Consider the following 14,722-nt stretch of genomic DNA (forward strand, 5'->3'; position numbering starts at 1 on the left):
ACCCCCTTGGGTTTTTTTTTGGGGGGGCTGTTTTTTTTTTTAACCCCCCCCCCCCGGGGGCGCCCCCCCGCGGGGGGCCCCGCCCCTGCGTGTCGCCTATGGGTGTTACTTGCCCTTGGCGGCTTCCTTGAGCTTGGAGCCCGCGGAGACCTTCACGCTGTAGCCGGCCGGGATCTGGATCGGGTCGCCGGTCTGCGGGTTACGAGCGGTCCGAGCGGCACGGTGGGTGCGCTCGAAGGTCAGGAAGCCGGGGATGGTGACCTTCTCGTCGCCCTTGGCGACGACCTCACCGACCGTCTCGGCGAGAGCGGCCAGCACAGCGTCGGCGTCCTTGCGGGTCACCTCGGCGCGGTCGGCCAGGGCGGCCACCAGCTCACTGCGGTTCATGTTGTTACTCCCGTGTTCTTCTTGCCTGTAAGGCGTGAGATCGAAGCCGATGCTGCCAGGGCCCTCGGACAGTCCCCGGACCCGGGTCTGCTGACAGACCCTCGCGCCCGAATACGCATCCTGCCCCCACCAGCGGCGGGAAAGCCAATCCGGCACCCTCCGGAGTCACACGAAAAGCGCCACTGCCTCGTCGTCGTGACGTTCCGTCGACTCTGTGGAGACTCCTTGGAGCCTTGGGGCCCTTGAGCCCGCCGGAGGCCCTGAAAACCTCCCTGGAGCGGCGGGGCTCATGGTCCGCCACCCTAGAGGGGCCCGTGGGGCCCGGCGAATCGCGACGCGCCGGGCACCGGACGGACGTGAGATGTACCGCAGTCCTCGGTAGCGTGACCGGGCCCCGTGGTGGGCCTGGTCACATTTCGGGCCGGGCTCCGGGGGCGGGTTTCGCGCTGCCCCGGACCCCTCCCGCTCCCTGGATCAGGGATCAGACCTGGGTGACGGGAGCCGTCACGTCCCCGCCGGCCGCCCTGGCGGCGTCGCGCACCGCGCCCGCCACCGCGCCGGCGACCTTGTCGTTGAAGACCGAGGGCACGATGTAGTTCGGGTTGAGCTCGTCCTCGGTGACGACATCGGCGAGCGCCGCCGCCGCGGCCAGCATCATCTCCGTGTTGACCGTGCGGGACTGGGCGTCCAGCAGGCCGCGGAAGACACCGGGGAAGACCAGCACGTTGTTGATCTGGTTGGGGAAGTCGGAGCGGCCGGTGGCCACCACGGCCGCCGTCTCGCGCGCGACCGCCGGGTCGACCTCGGGGTCGGGGTTGGCGAGGGCGAACACGATCGCGCCGTCCGCCATGGCCGCGACATCGTCGCCGTCCAGCACGTTCGGGGCCGAGACACCGATGAAGACGTCCGCGTCGACCACGGCCTCCTTCAGCGTGCCGGTGACACCCTCGGGGTTGGTGTTGTCGGCGATCCAGCGCAGCGGCGACTCGGGGGCCGCCTCCACCAGGTCCTCGCGGCCCGCGTGCACCACACCGTGGATGTCGGCGACCACCGTGTGCTTGACACCCGCCGCGATCAGCAGCTTGAGGATGGCCGTACCGGCCGCGCCCGCGCCGGACATGACGACCCGTACGTCCTCGATGCCCTTGCCCACCACCCGCAGCGCGTTGGTCAGGGCCGCGAGCACCACGATCGCGGTGCCGTGCTGGTCGTCGTGGAAGACCGGGATGTCCAGGGCCTCGCGCAGCCGCGCCTCGATCTCGAAGCAGCGGGGCGCGGAGATGTCCTCCAGGTTGATGCCCGCGAAGCCGGGGGCGATCGCCTTGACGATCTCGACGATGGCGTCGGTGTCCTGGGTGTCCAGGCAGAGCGGCCAGGCGTCGATACCGGCGAAGCGCTTGAAGAGGGCGGCCTTGCCCTCCATGACGGGCAGCGCGGCCTTGGGGCCGATGTTGCCCAGGCCGAGCACCGCGGAGCCGTCCGTGACGACCGCCACCGAGTTGCGTTTGATGGTCAGCCGCCGGGCGTCCTCGGGGTTCTCCGCGATCGCCATGCAGACCCGCGCCACACCCGGGGTGTACACCATCGAGAGATCGTCACGGTTGCGGATGGGGTGCTTCGACTGCATCTCGATCTTGCCGCCGAGGTGCATCAGGAACGTACGGTCGGAGACCTTGCCGAGGGTGACACCGTCGATGCTCCGCAGCCGCTCGACGATCTCCTCCGCGTGGCCGGTGGAGCTGGCGGCGATGGTGACATCGATCCGCAGCTTCTCGTGGCCGGAGGCGGTCACGTCCAGGCCGGTCACCGAGCCGCCGGAGGACTCCACGGCCGTGGTCAGCTGAGAGACCGCGGTGCCGCTCGCGGGCACCTCCAGCCTGACCGTCATCGAGTACGAGACGCTGGGCGCCGTTGCCATGACCGAGTCCCTCTTCTTTCCCTAGCCTCATTGCCGTTCCGCCCGCCCCACGTCGGCGGCGGAACCTTCAGATCGTCGCACCTACCGACTGGTAACAGGTAAAGACCTTTATCTACGGAACGCGGTCTTCCATGATGCGGACGAAAACAGGCCCTCACCAAAGTGTGGTGAAGGCCCGCCGACGTGTCTGTGGCGCTGACGTAAAGCTGACGCAAAGGTGGCACCGACCCGCCATGCTCGCCTCGCGGCAAGTGGTCGCTCGAAGCGACGAAGGTTGGGCCCGGGGGCTTGGATCGGGCCGGTGCCACCCCCAGGCTAACAAACCACCCCGGTAAGTGATTCCGTCCGCGCGACTTTGACTGCCGGTCAATCGCGGATCGGCCCCGGACCGGTCCCGCGACCCGATCCGGTGCCGGTCCGTGGCCGGTCCGGGAATCAGTCCCGCAGCAGGTCCGGTACGCCCTCCGCGTCCGGTTCGTCGCGGGCCGCCGAGACCACCGTGAGCTGCTGGGTCGCCCGGGTCAGCGCGACGTACAGCACCCGCAGACCGGCCGGCGACTCGTCGGCGATCTCCGCCGGGGAGACCACGACCGTCGCGTCGTACTCCAGCCCCTTGGCCTCCAGGCTCCCCAGCGCCACCACACGGTCACCGAGGCCGGCCAGCCAGCGCGCCGCCTGTTCGCGCCGGTTCATGGCGACGACGACACCGACCGTGCCGTCCACCTGGTCCAGCAGCCGCCGCGCCTCCGCCCGTACCGTCGCGGCCGGATCGCCGTTCTCCACGACGCGGAAGCGCGGGCGTACGCCGGTGGAGCGCACCGCTCTCGGCGACTCCATGCCCGGCATGGCGAGCGCCAGGACCTTCGACGCCAGCTCGGCGATCTCGGCCGGGTTGCGGTAGTTCACGGTCAGGGTGAAGCGCCGGCGCGGGCGGGTGCCGAGCGCCTCGTCGCGGGCCTCCGCCGCCTCGTCCGGGTCCGACCAGGACGACTGCGCCGCGTCGCCGACGACCGTCCAGGTGGCGTGCCTGCCCCGGCGGCCGACCATCCGCCACTGCATGGGCGTCAGGTCCTGCGCCTCGTCGACGATGACATGCGCGTACTCCGTACGCTCCGCCGCGAGCCGTTCGGCCCGCTCGCGCTGCGACTCCTCGCGCTGCGGCATCAGCTCCTCAAGGCCGGTCAGCTGGTCCAGCGGATCGAGATCGCGCCGCTTCCTGGGCCGCGGCGGCGAGCCGAGCAGTGTCTCCAGCTCGTCCAGGAGCGCCACGTCGTGGACGGAGAGCGGGCCCGATCCGTCCGGGCCCAGCCGCTTCAGGGAGCGGGCGAGACGGCGGTTCTCGCCCTGGTTGAGGATCCGTCGCGACCAGCGGCCGAGCCGCCGCTCGTCGGCCATCGCGGCGAGCACCCCGCGCGGGCTCAGCTCGGGCCACCAGGCGTCCAGGAAGGCGAGGAAGCTGTCCTCGGACGTGACGTCCTCGTCGAAGGACGAGCGCAGTTCGGCGGCGAGCTCCGGGTCGGTGTGCCGCTGGGCCGACCCGGACTTCGTCCAGAGGGCGTCCAGCAGGAGTCTTCGGGCGCGCGGCCTGAGCAGATTGACGGGCGCGGTGCCGCTGAGCACGGACTGCCGGATGCGGTTCAGCTCACCGGCCTCCAGCTCCAGCCTGCGGCCGAAGGCGACCACGCGGAGCAGATCGGTCCGTACGGCTACGGGCTCTGCGGCGTCCTCATCGCCGTCCTCGTCCCCGTCCCCGAGCTCGCCGAAGGCCAGCTGCCCCTGCTGTCCACGCTGTCCCCGCTGATCAGGGGCCCCGGCCCCGGGGCCCGCCGGGAAGGAACCTTCCAGCGCCCCCCTGGCCGCCTTGCGCAGCACCTTCAGCATCCGCGCCGAGCCCTTGACCCGCGCCACGGCCGGTTCGTCGTACGCCGTGGCCTCCGCGCCGTCCACCAGCGACCCGACCGCGCGGATCGCGACCTGCCCCTCCTCGCCCAGCGAGGGGAGCACGCCCTCCGTGTACGCGACGAGCAGCGGCGTCGGCGAGACGACCAGGATGCCGCCCGCGTACCGCCGCCGGTCCTGGTAGAGCAGATACGCGGCGCGGTGCAGCGCCACGGCGGTCTTGCCCGTGCCGGGGCCGCCCGAGACCTCGGTGACCGAGGCGGCGGGGGCCCGGATCACCAGGTCCTGCTCGGCCTGGATGGAGGAGACGATGTCCCGCATGGTGTGCCCGCGCGCCTGGCCGAGCGCGGCCATCAGCGCGCCGTCCCCGATCACCGCCAGCGCAGCGCCGTCCAGCGAGGCGGTCAGCTCCGGCCGCATCAGATCGTCCTCGACCCCGAGGACCCGGCGCCCCTTGGAGCGGATGACCCGGCGCCGTACCACCCGGCCTGGATCCACCGGGGTGGCGCGGTAGAAGGGCGCGGCGGCGGGCGCTCGCCAGTCGATGACCAGCGGGGAGTAGTCGGAGTCCAGGACTCCGATACGGCCGATGTGCAGCGTCTCGGCGATCTCGGCGGTGCTGTCGGGGCCGATGGCGTCGTCGGCGGGCTCGACCGAGGTGTACGCGCCGTCCGGGCCCTTCTTGCCGTCCTTGCCCCGGAGGAGGTCGATCCGCCCGAAGAGGAAGTCCTCGAATTCGTTGTTGAGCCGGTTGAGGTGGATCCCGGCCCGGAAGACCTGGGCGTCCCGCTCGGCGAGGGCTCCGGGTGTGCCGACCTGCCCCCGTTTGGCGGCGTCGTTCATCAGGAACTCCGCCTCGTGGATCTTCTCCTCAAGACGGCGGTACACCTGGTCCAGATGGCGCTGCTCGACGCCGATCTCGCGGTCGCGTACGGAGTCGTGCTCCGTGCCGCGTACGGGATCGACGGCGGGTCCAGCGGTTTCTACAGCGGCATCCTGCGCGGCCACCGAGGCCCCCTTCATGACGTGCATTGGGCAGCCGTCAACCGTACGCGAAGGGGGCGGGTATGTCAGGCGCCGACTTCCACCAGACGTTTGCCGTCGAACGTACGGACCTCGAAGTGATCGATGTCGTTGCTCTCCATGGCCGTACCGCCCTCGACATAGAGCGGCTTCTTGCCGTTCTCGTCCGGGCTGTCCGCTATGCCGTACCCCCACGCGGGCACCGACCACGAGGTGACGACCTCCTGCTCGCCGGTCTTGGAGACGGCGACCAGGCTGCACTTGAGCGGGCCCTTCACATTCTTCAGCTCCAGGGCGGCGCGGGTGCCCCAGGCCTTCGATTCCATGGCGATGGCGGCGCTGACCTTGGTGGTGGTGTCCGTGGCGCCGATCTTGCCCGGCATCCGGGCGAACTCCTCGGCCGGGGTCCGTTCCTTCGCCACCGGTGTGCCCGCCTCGGCGCCGCCCGAGGTGGCGATTCCGACGCCCACGGGCCCGCCGATGATCAGCACCGCGGCGGCGGCGACCAGATACAGCCCCCGGCGCTTGCGCTTGGCGCGCTTGACCGCGACCTCGTCGACCAGCCGGCCGAGCAGCTGCGGGCTGGGCCGCACGGAGACGGAGGGGGTCGGCAGCTGCGCGAGGGGTACGGGGGGCGGGGTCAGCGGGGTGGGCGCGAGGAAGGGGTCGGGATCGTCCGCCAGCATGGCCAGCATCGGCTCCATCCCGGAGAACTCCTCCAGCTGGACGGCGCAGATCCGGCAGCCGGCCAGATGCGTCTCGAAGGCCGTGGCCTCGGCATCGTCCAGAATTCCGAGAACGTACGCTCCGACGGCTTCATGCACAGTACTTTCGTCGCCCAGTCCGTACTGCTCGTGCGTGGTCATGCCGAGACCCCCCTCTCCTCCAATGCGAGCTTCATCGACCGTAGTGCGTAGAACACGCGGGAACGCACGGTCCCGCTGGGTATGCCGAGCGTCTCGGCCGCCTCGTTGACCGTGCGTCCCTTGAAGTACGTCTCCACGAGTACTTCCCGGTGGGCGGGGGTCAAATCCTCAAGCGCGTCCGAGAGCGTCATCAGCCACAACGCCTTGTCGATCTCGTCCTCCGCGGGCATGACCTCCAGCGGCGACGGGTCGACTTCCTGCGGCCGGGCCTGCCGGCTGCGATGACCGTCGATGACGATGCGCCGGGCGACCGTCACCAGCCAGGGTCGGACAGAGCCGGTCGCCCGATTGAGCTGGCCGGCGTTCTTCCAGGCACGGATGAGCGTTTCCTGTACGACGTCCTCGGCCCGCTGGCGGTCGCCCGCGACGAGACGCATGACGTAGGCGAGCAGCGGTCCGGCGTGCTCCCGGTAGAGGGCGCGCATCATCTCCTCGTCGGGGACGGAGGTGTTGGCGCGCGGTGCCGCGCTCCGGTGTCGGGCCCGGTGAGGGCGGTCATCGGCCACGGCCGCATCTTTGCGCACCTAAACCTCCCGGTCGAGACCTTCATGGCTGCTTCTCCCTCATCACTACGGAAGCCCGGGGGAGGGCACTCAACGGCCGACGCAAAAACTTTCAAGATCTTTTGCGCGGAGAGGGCGGCGAAGGGAGACGGCATGGGCGGGTTCGCGCGGGTCCGGTACCCGTGCGGGATTGATGGAGGACATGTGGAGGGCATGTCCCGAACTCGCGCGGATACCGTGCGGTAGTTGTCTGAAAATCGCGCAACAACCTTACGGAAAGGTCCGGCCCAGCCTCGTCATGGCCGCGTCATGGCCTCATCACGGCCGCGCGAGAGCCGCCCTGCGGCGGTGTCTGGCGACCCGCTCGCGGTTGCCGCACACCTCGCTGGAGCACCACCGGCGGCGCCGCCCGCGCGAGGTGTCCAGATAGACGCGCCGGCAGCTGTCGCCCTCGCACTCCCGCAGCCGGGCCCGCGCGGCGGGATCGGTCAGCAGCTCCACCGCGTCCCTGGCCACGGCGGCCAGCAGCGCGTCGCACTCGGGCTCGGCACACAGCGTCCGTACGAGATCGCCGTCCTCGTCCCGTACCGCCCTGATCCCCGGCGGCGCCCCCGCGGCCAGCGTGTTGACCCGCTCCAGCGCGCAGGCGGCGTCCCGCCCGTCGATCTCGGCGTGTACCAACTGCCCCACTCTGTCGCGCAGTTCGGTGAACGACCGTACCCAGCGGGCGTCGACCCCCGCGAGTGGCGTCCCTTCGGGCACCAGCCCCGCGCCGACCAGCCACCGGCCGAGCGGTACGGCGCCGTCGAGCCGTTCCCGGCCTCTGGAGGTCCGTTCTCCGGTGGCCACCAGATCCAGGCAGATACGCCCGGAGTCGAACCGCCACTCGTACGAGCCCAAGCCCGCCGCCGTGCCCGCCGTCATGTGCCTGTCACCGCCTCGGGTTCACCGTGGGTGCCGTCCTCTTCAGAGTGCCTGCCCCGGAACGCGGCCGGAACCCCTGCTACCGGTGGCGGTGTCGGTGGATTCGCCGAAGGCCGCTACCCGGCCGCGTTCGGCGGGCCGTTGTGCAGGACGCGTTGGAAGAGGTGGTGATCGCGCCACTCGCCGTGCATGTGGAGATAGCCCGTCGCCGTACCGATCAGCTCGAAGCCGCATGTGAGCAGCACGCGCCGCGAAGCGGTGTTGTCGAGGACCACGGCCGCCTCAAGGCGGTGCAGGCCCAGCTCGTCGCGGGCGGCCCGGCAGACCTCCTCGACCGCGCGGGTCGCCAGGCCGCGGCCGGTGTACGCGGCATCGATCCAGTAGCCGATATTCGCACTTCGAAACGGTCCGAGGGCGATGCCGAGGAGGGTCGCCTCGCCGACGATCCGGCCGCCGTCCACGAGATGCCAGCGCCGGACGGCGGGGTCGGCGAGCCGGTTGGCCTGGGCCCTCGGGGTGTAGAAGTCGGCGGGGCGGTCCGGCTCCCAGGGGCTCAAGTGGTCCCTGTTGCGGACGAGTGCCTCGGTGACGAGTTCGGCGTCGTCCGGGGTGGCGGGCCTGAGGCGGATCGAGGAGTCGTGGGCCATCTTCGTACCGTACCCACGGGGCGGGCGCGTACCGCTCGCGCGCCGTACGGACCTCGCCCCGCTCCTTCCTCCACCCCACCTATCCGCGCGGCCTCCAAGTGGATTCGGCCGACGGGTCAAGCGCGAGCCGGTAGCCGCGCTTGACCACGGTGTGGATCAGCTTGGGGGCGCCCAGCGCGGACCGCAGCCGGGCCATCGCGGACTCGACGGCGTGTTCGTCGCGGCCCGAGCCCGGGAGCGCGCGCAGCAGGTCCGCCCGCGACACCACCCAGCCGGGCCTGCGGGTCAACGCGTGCAGCAGGGCCATTCCGGCGGGCGGCACCGGCCGCAGATCGCCGTCGACCAGCACCGCGTGACCGCGGACCTCGACGCGGTGGCCCGCGACCGGCAGCGTACGGGCGCGCCCCGGCAGCTCCGTACAGAGCAGCTGGACGAGCGGCCCGAGCCGGAAGCGGTCGGGGTGGACGGTGTCGATGCCGCGCGCCTGGAGCGGCAGCGCGGTGACGGGACCGACGCAGGCGGCCAGTACGTCGTGGTGCAGGGCGGCCAGCAGCTCCGGCAGCCGTCCGCGCTCACCGGCGCGCGACAGAAAGGAGGCGGCGGCGGGCGCGCTGGTGAAGGTGACGGCGTCCAGGGCGCGCGCGACGGTCGCGTCGATGAGCCGGTCGACCGGGGCCAGGTCCTCGGGGGGTATCCAGCGGTGGACGGGCACGACGACGACATCGGCGCCCCCGGCCCGTAGCGCCTCCACGAAGCCCGGCACGGGCTCGCCGTGCAGCTGAAGCGCGATCCGGCGGCCCTCGACCCCTTCCCCGAGCAGCCGGTCCAGGACCTCGGCCATCGACTCGGAGCCGGCCGACCACGTCTCGGTGAGCCCGACGGCGCGGACGGCGCCCTTCACCTCGGGTCCGCGGGCGAGCAGTTCGACGCCGCGCAGACAGGAGAGCAGTTCCTCGCCGTGGCCCCATCCCTCGGCGGCCCCGATCCAGCCGCGGAAGCCGATGGCCGTGGTCGCCACGACCACATCGGGCACCCGGTCGATCAGCTCCTTGGTGGCGGAGAGCAGTTCCGTGTCATCGGCGGGCCGCACGATCCGCAGGGCGGGGGCGTGGACGACGGCGCCACCGCGGCGCTGGAGCAGCGCGCCCAGCTCATCGGCGCGCCGGACGGCGGTGACCCCGATCGTGAAACCCGCGAGGGGGCCGTGCTGGTGGGCGTCCATGCCTCTCCTCTCGCTCGCTCGCCTCTGATGCCGTACGGAGGGGTCATACGGATGAAGCGGCCGAGCCTGTCAAATACGCGTGACGGGCGAGGTCCACGGGCATTTCCGCCGCGTTACGCGACACCGCCCGCGCACGGGCGCGTATATGCCGTCGCCGCCCGGGGTCTCGCACCTCCGCGTAGCTGAGACCGGGCTTCGCCGCCGCCGGTACGGGCCCGGCCGAAGCGGGGCGAAGGTATACCGCCTAGGTGGGGCAGAAGCAGACGACACAGAAAGGAGGGAACGTGACGAACCCGACGAACCTGACGAGGAAGACAGCCGGCGACGCGGTCCGGACAGGCCCCACCAACAACGGACACCGGCTCGGCTCCCGCGTCGCCGCGCGAAAGGACTGCGTGGCCCGCGCGTCCGTATGGGATTCTGTACCCGACAAGATCGAACATCGACTGTTCCCGCATGCCACCCCGAACTGGCGCGGTACCACCGCTTGTCGAGTGGACGGCACCCGGAGACGGAGGCGACTGATGGCACGTACGACCACGTCCGGCGGGCGCAAGGACAAGCCGGCCACCCTGGCACTGGTGGCCCAACGGGCCGGCGTTTCACCCCAGACGGTGTCCAACGCGCTCAACTCCCCCGATCTGCTGGCCCCACAGACCCTGGTACGGGTCCAGCGGGCGATAGCGGAGCTGGACTACCGGCCGCACCAGGCGGCGCGTTCGCTGCGTACCCGCTCCAGCCGGCTGATCGGATACGGCGTCCAGGCGACGCCCGACGGGGTCTCCGGGCCGGTGATGGAACACTTCCTGCACGCCTTCTCGGACTCCGCCCACCAGGCCGGTTACCGCGTCCTGCTCTTCGCCGCGCCCATGGACCCCGCGGACGAACCCGACCGCTACGCCGAGCTGTTGCGCGAACAGTCCGTCGACGCGTTCGTCCTGAGCAACACCTACCGCGGCGACCCCCGCCCGGGCTGGCTGCGCAAGCGCGACATCCCCTTCGTGGCCTTCGGCCGCCCCTGGTCGGCCCGTTCGGTCGGCGACTGGGTGGACGTCGACGGCGCCCACGGCACGGCGGCGGCCGTCGATCATCTCGTCGCGCTTGGCCACCGCAGGATCGCCTTCCTCGGCTGGCCACGCGGCTCGGGCGTCGGCGACGACCGGGCCCGGGGCTGGCGGGAGGCGATGCGCAGGCACGGCCTGTCCGTCCGGGACCTGCGGGTCAACGCGACAGAAGACGTCGACGCCGCGCGCGACGCGGTCGCCCGCCTCTTCCCCGCGGGCACCACGGCGGTCGTCGCGGCCAGCGACACCCTCGCCCTCGGCTGCTACCGCGCCCTGCGCGACAGCGGCCGGCTGCCGGGCCGCGACGTCGCGGTCGTCGGCTTCGACGACTCCTCCGCCGCTTCCCTGCTCTCCCCCAGCCTGAGCAGCCTCCGCCAGCCCCTGGAGGAGGTCGGCCGCGTCTGCACCCGCATGATCCTGGCCAGGATCGGGGACCCGCGGGGAACCCCGGAACACGTTCTGCTGGCGCCGGAGTTAATAGTCCGCGAGAGCTCCGCGTTCCCGGTCGCCCCCGCCCCCTCGGCCGCTCCGGGGACAGGGATCCGCCGCTAGACGAGTAAGTCCGAAGTCCCGTCCGTCTAGGATCGCCTCGCTGTCCGGCGTATCCGTGCGCCGTCGACGGTCACGTCACGGGAGCCGAGCCAGGGAGAACGCCGTGCTGAAGGCCTTCGCCGAGCTGTCCACGCCGCTGGTGGCCGACGCCTGCGTCCGCCACGACGTGCCGCTGCGCGTCGCGCCGCCCGGGATCGGTGCCGTCGTACGCGGGCATCGCCTCGCGGGGCGCGTGCTGCCGGTACGGCATTACGGGAGCGTGGACGTGTTCCTGGAGGCGTTCGGCCGGGCCGAGCTGGGCGATGTGCTGGTCATCGACAACGGCGGCCGGACGGACGAGGCGTGCGTGGGTGATCTCGCGGTGCTGGAGGCCGAGGCGGCGGGGGTGAGTGGTCTGGCGGTGTGGGGGCTGCACCGGGACACTCCCGAGCTGGCGGAGATCGGCCTTCCGGTGTTCAGCTACGGCAGCTACCCGCCCGGCCCCGTACGGCTGGACGAGCGGGAGCCCGAGGCGCTGGACACCGCCCGGTTCGGGGCGCATCCGGTGAGCGCGGACGACATCGTCCTCGGTGACGAGGACGGCGTACTGTTCGTGGCCGCCGAGCACGCAGAAGAGGTACTGGCGACCGCGCACCGGATCCGGGAGACGGAGCGCGAGCAGGCGCGCAAGATCGTGGCGGGTGAGACGCTGCGCGGGCAGACGGCCTTCGACGACTATCTGGCGCGGCGCGCGGCCGATCCGGAGTACACGTTCCGGCGGCATCTGCGGCGGATCGGCGGGGCCATCGAGGAGTAGCCGGGGCCCGACCGGTCGCCGTATCCGGCCCGTTCGCACGGAATCTGATGCTCCGTCACTTCGATCTTCCCTTTCTCTGGGCATATGGGCCCCCGCTTGCCCACACACCAGAGGCGTTCTGTTCGCCCTCGCCCTCGCCCTCGCACCCACGGCCACGGCCACGGCCAACACCGCCTGGCCCGCCGCGGGTTCGGCGGCCCAGCAGACGGCGGGACGCGTCGCGGCGTCCGGCGAGCCGTGCGTCATGGAACAGCACGCCCCTCGGTGAGGGCGGCCCCGGTCTCCCCTTTACGGGTTATCGGGCGTCGAAGGGGAGACAGTGGTAGGGAGCCAGCTCCCGGGGATACGTTCCAGCCATCCCTCGTGTGCGGCGAGGGCGTCCGCGGCGGCGCGCAGGGCGGCGACTCCCGGATGCTTCAGCCCCTTTCGCCACACCAGCGACAGCGGTGACAGCGGTACGGGGCCGACGAGCGGACGCAGCACCGCCCCCGGCATCTCCGGGAAGTCCACCACGGTGAGTACGGGCGTACGGTGCTTCTCCATCACCCGCCGGAACTCCTCGGCACCCACCGCCATCGGCGCGGGCGGGGCGAGTGCGATGGAGCGGCCCGCGAAGAGCCGCCGCGCCATATCCGTCCACTCCAGGGTCCCGGGATTGCCCGCCCCCGCGTACACGCTCTCGCCCGCGAGCGCGTCGAGCGGCACCTCGGCGACCTCGGTCAGCGGGTGGTCGTACGGCAGCAGCACGGCCAGTCGCTCGTACCGTACGAGCTGATGGGCGAGGCCGGAGCGGAGGGCGGGCACAAGCCCGTCGACGTAGCCGAACGAGGCGTCGAGCCGGCCGGCCAGGATCTCGGTAGCGGCGCGGGTCAGGCCGCTCTCGAAGCGGGCCATCAGCTCATGGCGCGGGGCGAGTTCGCGCGCCCGCGCCAGCACACGCCCCGAGACCATGCCCTCGCTGTTGAGATCCACGAGCAGCGGCCGTTCCCCGGCGGCGCGGGCGGTCAGCAGCGCGTCCTGGGCCGCCAGCACGCGCCGGGCGTACGGCAGCAGCCGCTCGCCCTCTGCCGTCAGCGTCACCTGGCGGGTGGTCCGTACGAACAGCTCGGCGCCCAACTCCCGCTCCAGCCGCCGGATATCGCGGCTGAGCGCCTGCTGGGCGACATACAGCCGGGCGGCGGCCCGGGTGAAGTGCAGTTCCTCGGCGGCGGCGACGAAGCCGCGGAGCAGCCGGGGGTCGATGTCTCGGGGCATGCCGCATTTAACAACACACACGCGTGAATGGCCACGGAGCAGGTGTTGGACCGGGAACGGCCGGTGCCCGGAGGGTGAGGGCATGCCGTATTCCCCCGCACCCGACTCTTTCCTGCTGGCCGTCACGGGCGACAGCCTGGTCCTGGCCCGGCGGTACGACGCCCGCTTCGCCCCCGAGCCGCCGAGCACGCCCGGGCCACCGAGCACACCGGAGCCGCCGAGCACGCCCGGGCCGCCGCACGCGCCGGAGCCGTCGGAACCACCGCGCCCGCCCCGGGCGGCGGGCCGCCGCGGCAACCCGTACGCCCGGCTCTTCGCGATCCCCGGTGCCCGTGCCTTCACCGCCGGGAATCTGCTCGCCCGGCTCCCGATGGGCATGTTCAGCGTCAGCGCCGTGATCATGATCGCCGGATCGCGCGGCTCGTACGCGCTGGCCGGCGCCGTCACCGCCACCGGCCTCGCGTTCACCGCCCTGGTGGCGCCCCGCGTCGCCCGGCTCGTCGACCGCTACGGACAGGCCCGGATCGCCGTCCCCGCCACCGCGATCGCCGCGCTCGGCTCGCTCGCGCTGCTCCTGTGCGTACGGTACGACGCGCCGGACTGGACGCTCTTCGCCGCCTACGCCGCGACCGCCACCACCCCCAACACCGGCGGGATGTCCCGCGCCCGCTGGGCCCATCTGCACCGCGAGGCGACCCCGGAGAACGCCGCGGCCCTGCATACCGCCAACTCCTTCGAGCAGGCGGCCGACGAACTCTGCTTCATGCTGGGCCCGGTGCTCGCCGCCTTCCTGTGCACCGCTCTCTTCCCGGAGGCGGGCACGCTGACCGGAGCGGTCCTGCTGCTGACCGGCGTTCTGATCTTCGCGGCGCAGCGCTCCACCGAGCCGCCCGCCACCGGCCGTACGGACGCGGCGCGTGCCCGGCTCCACTCGCCCGCGCTGGCCGCCCTGCTCGCCGTCTTCCTCGCCACGGGCGCGGTGTTCGGCGCGACGGAGGTGGTCACGCTGGCGTTCGCGGACGACCGCGGCCACCAGGCGTGGGCGGGCGCGGTGCTCGCGTTCCAGGCCGCCGGGTCGTGTGCCGCGGATCTGCTGCTCGGCGCGCTGCGCCCGGCCCGCCGGCTCGGGCGGCGGCTGGTGCTGTGCGTCGCCGCGATGTCGGCGCTGCTGGCCCTGCCCCTGCTCGCGGCCACCGCGGGGGCGTCGGGGTCGCTGCCGCTGCTCGCCTGCGGGCTGCTGATCGCGGGCGCGGCGACGGCCCCGACGATGGTGACGGGCATGACGCTCGTCCAGCGGCTCACCCCGGCGAGCCGGCTCAACGAGGGGATGACGCTGGCCGTCACCGCGCTGCTGGCCGGCATAGCCGCCGGTGCGGCGGCCGGCGGCTGGACCGTGGAACACACCGACCCGGCCCGCGGGTACGCCCTCCCGCTCTGCGCCGCGTTCCTCGCCCTGCTCGTCGCGTCGGCCGGCGCGCGCCGCTTCGGACACGACAAAGGCCCCGCTGCCTGAGGCGAATTCGAGGGGTCGTTGCAACACCGTGGTCGGTTGATCAGGCCGCGAGCAGTTTAGACAGGCGCTCGGCTGGGGTTTCCCAGCCGAGCGT

Annotated in this window: 12 protein-coding genes; 3 read left to right on the forward strand and 9 right to left on the reverse strand. The window is 72.1% G+C overall.

Going from position 1 to position 14,722, the window contains the following annotated elements; translation table 11 throughout:
• Positions 1 to 105 precede the first annotated feature (105 nt).
• The 8 genes from ACFRMN_RS38195 to ACFRMN_RS38230 form a co-directional block, all read right to left on the reverse strand.
• Positions 106 to 387 carry an HU family DNA-binding protein gene (locus ACFRMN_RS38195; RefSeq protein ID WP_004571953.1) on the reverse strand — a complete coding sequence of 94 codons (282 nt, stop codon included), beginning with the start codon at positions 385 to 387 and terminating at the stop codon, positions 106 to 108.
• Between the two features lie 481 nt (positions 388 to 868).
• A complete protein-coding gene (locus ACFRMN_RS38200) occupies positions 869 to 2,305 on the reverse strand; it encodes an NAD-dependent malic enzyme (RefSeq protein WP_383029045.1) in 1,437 nt (478 codons plus the stop codon).
• Between the two features lie 435 nt (positions 2,306 to 2,740).
• A complete protein-coding gene (locus ACFRMN_RS38205; RefSeq protein ID WP_383029047.1) occupies positions 2,741 to 5,212 on the reverse strand; it encodes a HelD family protein in 2,472 nt (823 codons plus the stop codon).
• Between the two features lie 62 nt (positions 5,213 to 5,274).
• The gene (locus ACFRMN_RS38210) at positions 5,275 to 6,093 is read right to left on the reverse strand and encodes an anti-sigma factor family protein (protein WP_383029049.1); all 819 of its coding nucleotides are present in this window, start codon (positions 6,091 to 6,093) and stop codon (positions 5,275 to 5,277) included.
• Positions 6,090 to 6,677 carry a sigma-70 family RNA polymerase sigma factor gene (locus ACFRMN_RS38215; protein ID WP_129769098.1) on the reverse strand — a complete coding sequence of 196 codons (588 nt, stop codon included), beginning with the start codon at positions 6,675 to 6,677 and terminating at the stop codon, positions 6,090 to 6,092. The genes ACFRMN_RS38210 and ACFRMN_RS38215 overlap by 4 nt, the downstream gene beginning before the upstream one ends.
• 297 nt (positions 6,678 to 6,974) lie before the next feature.
• Positions 6,975 to 7,580, reverse strand: coding sequence for a CGNR zinc finger domain-containing protein (locus ACFRMN_RS38220; protein ID WP_383029051.1), 606 nt, complete (start codon positions 7,578 to 7,580; stop codon positions 6,975 to 6,977).
• Positions 7,581 to 7,696: 116 nt separating this feature from the next.
• Positions 7,697 to 8,227: a GNAT family N-acetyltransferase gene (locus tag ACFRMN_RS38225; RefSeq protein ID WP_383029053.1), complete on the reverse strand. Its 531-nt coding sequence runs from the start codon at positions 8,225 to 8,227 to the stop codon at positions 7,697 to 7,699.
• Positions 8,228 to 8,306: 79 nt separating this feature from the next.
• The gene (locus ACFRMN_RS38230; RefSeq protein ID WP_383029055.1) at positions 8,307 to 9,449 is read right to left on the reverse strand and encodes a uroporphyrinogen-III synthase; all 1,143 of its coding nucleotides are present in this window, start codon (positions 9,447 to 9,449) and stop codon (positions 8,307 to 8,309) included.
• Positions 9,450 to 9,973: 524 nt separating this feature from the next.
• Between ACFRMN_RS38230 and ACFRMN_RS38235 the strand changes: the two genes are divergently transcribed.
• Positions 9,974 to 11,065, forward strand: coding sequence for a LacI family DNA-binding transcriptional regulator (locus tag ACFRMN_RS38235; RefSeq protein ID WP_383029057.1), 1,092 nt, complete (start codon positions 9,974 to 9,976; stop codon positions 11,063 to 11,065).
• Between the two features lie 103 nt (positions 11,066 to 11,168).
• Positions 11,169 to 11,861 (forward strand): RraA family protein, encoded by a 693-nt coding sequence (locus ACFRMN_RS38240; protein WP_383029059.1) that lies wholly within the window; start codon positions 11,169 to 11,171, stop codon positions 11,859 to 11,861.
• Positions 11,862 to 12,149: 288 nt separating this feature from the next.
• On the opposite strand, the gene ACFRMN_RS38245 is transcribed toward ACFRMN_RS38240, so the two are convergent.
• On the reverse strand, positions 12,150 to 13,115 hold the full coding sequence (locus ACFRMN_RS38245; RefSeq protein ID WP_383029061.1) for a LysR family transcriptional regulator: 966 nt from the start codon (positions 13,113 to 13,115) through the stop codon (positions 12,150 to 12,152).
• 82 nt (positions 13,116 to 13,197) lie between these two features.
• Between ACFRMN_RS38245 and ACFRMN_RS38250 the strand changes: the two genes are divergently transcribed.
• Complete coding sequence (locus tag ACFRMN_RS38250; protein ID WP_383029063.1) at positions 13,198 to 14,628, forward strand: MFS transporter; 1,431 nt, start codon at positions 13,198 to 13,200, stop codon at positions 14,626 to 14,628.
• Positions 14,629 to 14,722 lie beyond the last annotated feature (94 nt).

This window comes from Streptomyces sp. NPDC056835, assembly GCF_042789485.1.
GTDB lineage: Bacteria > Actinomycetota > Actinomycetes > Streptomycetales > Streptomycetaceae > Streptomyces.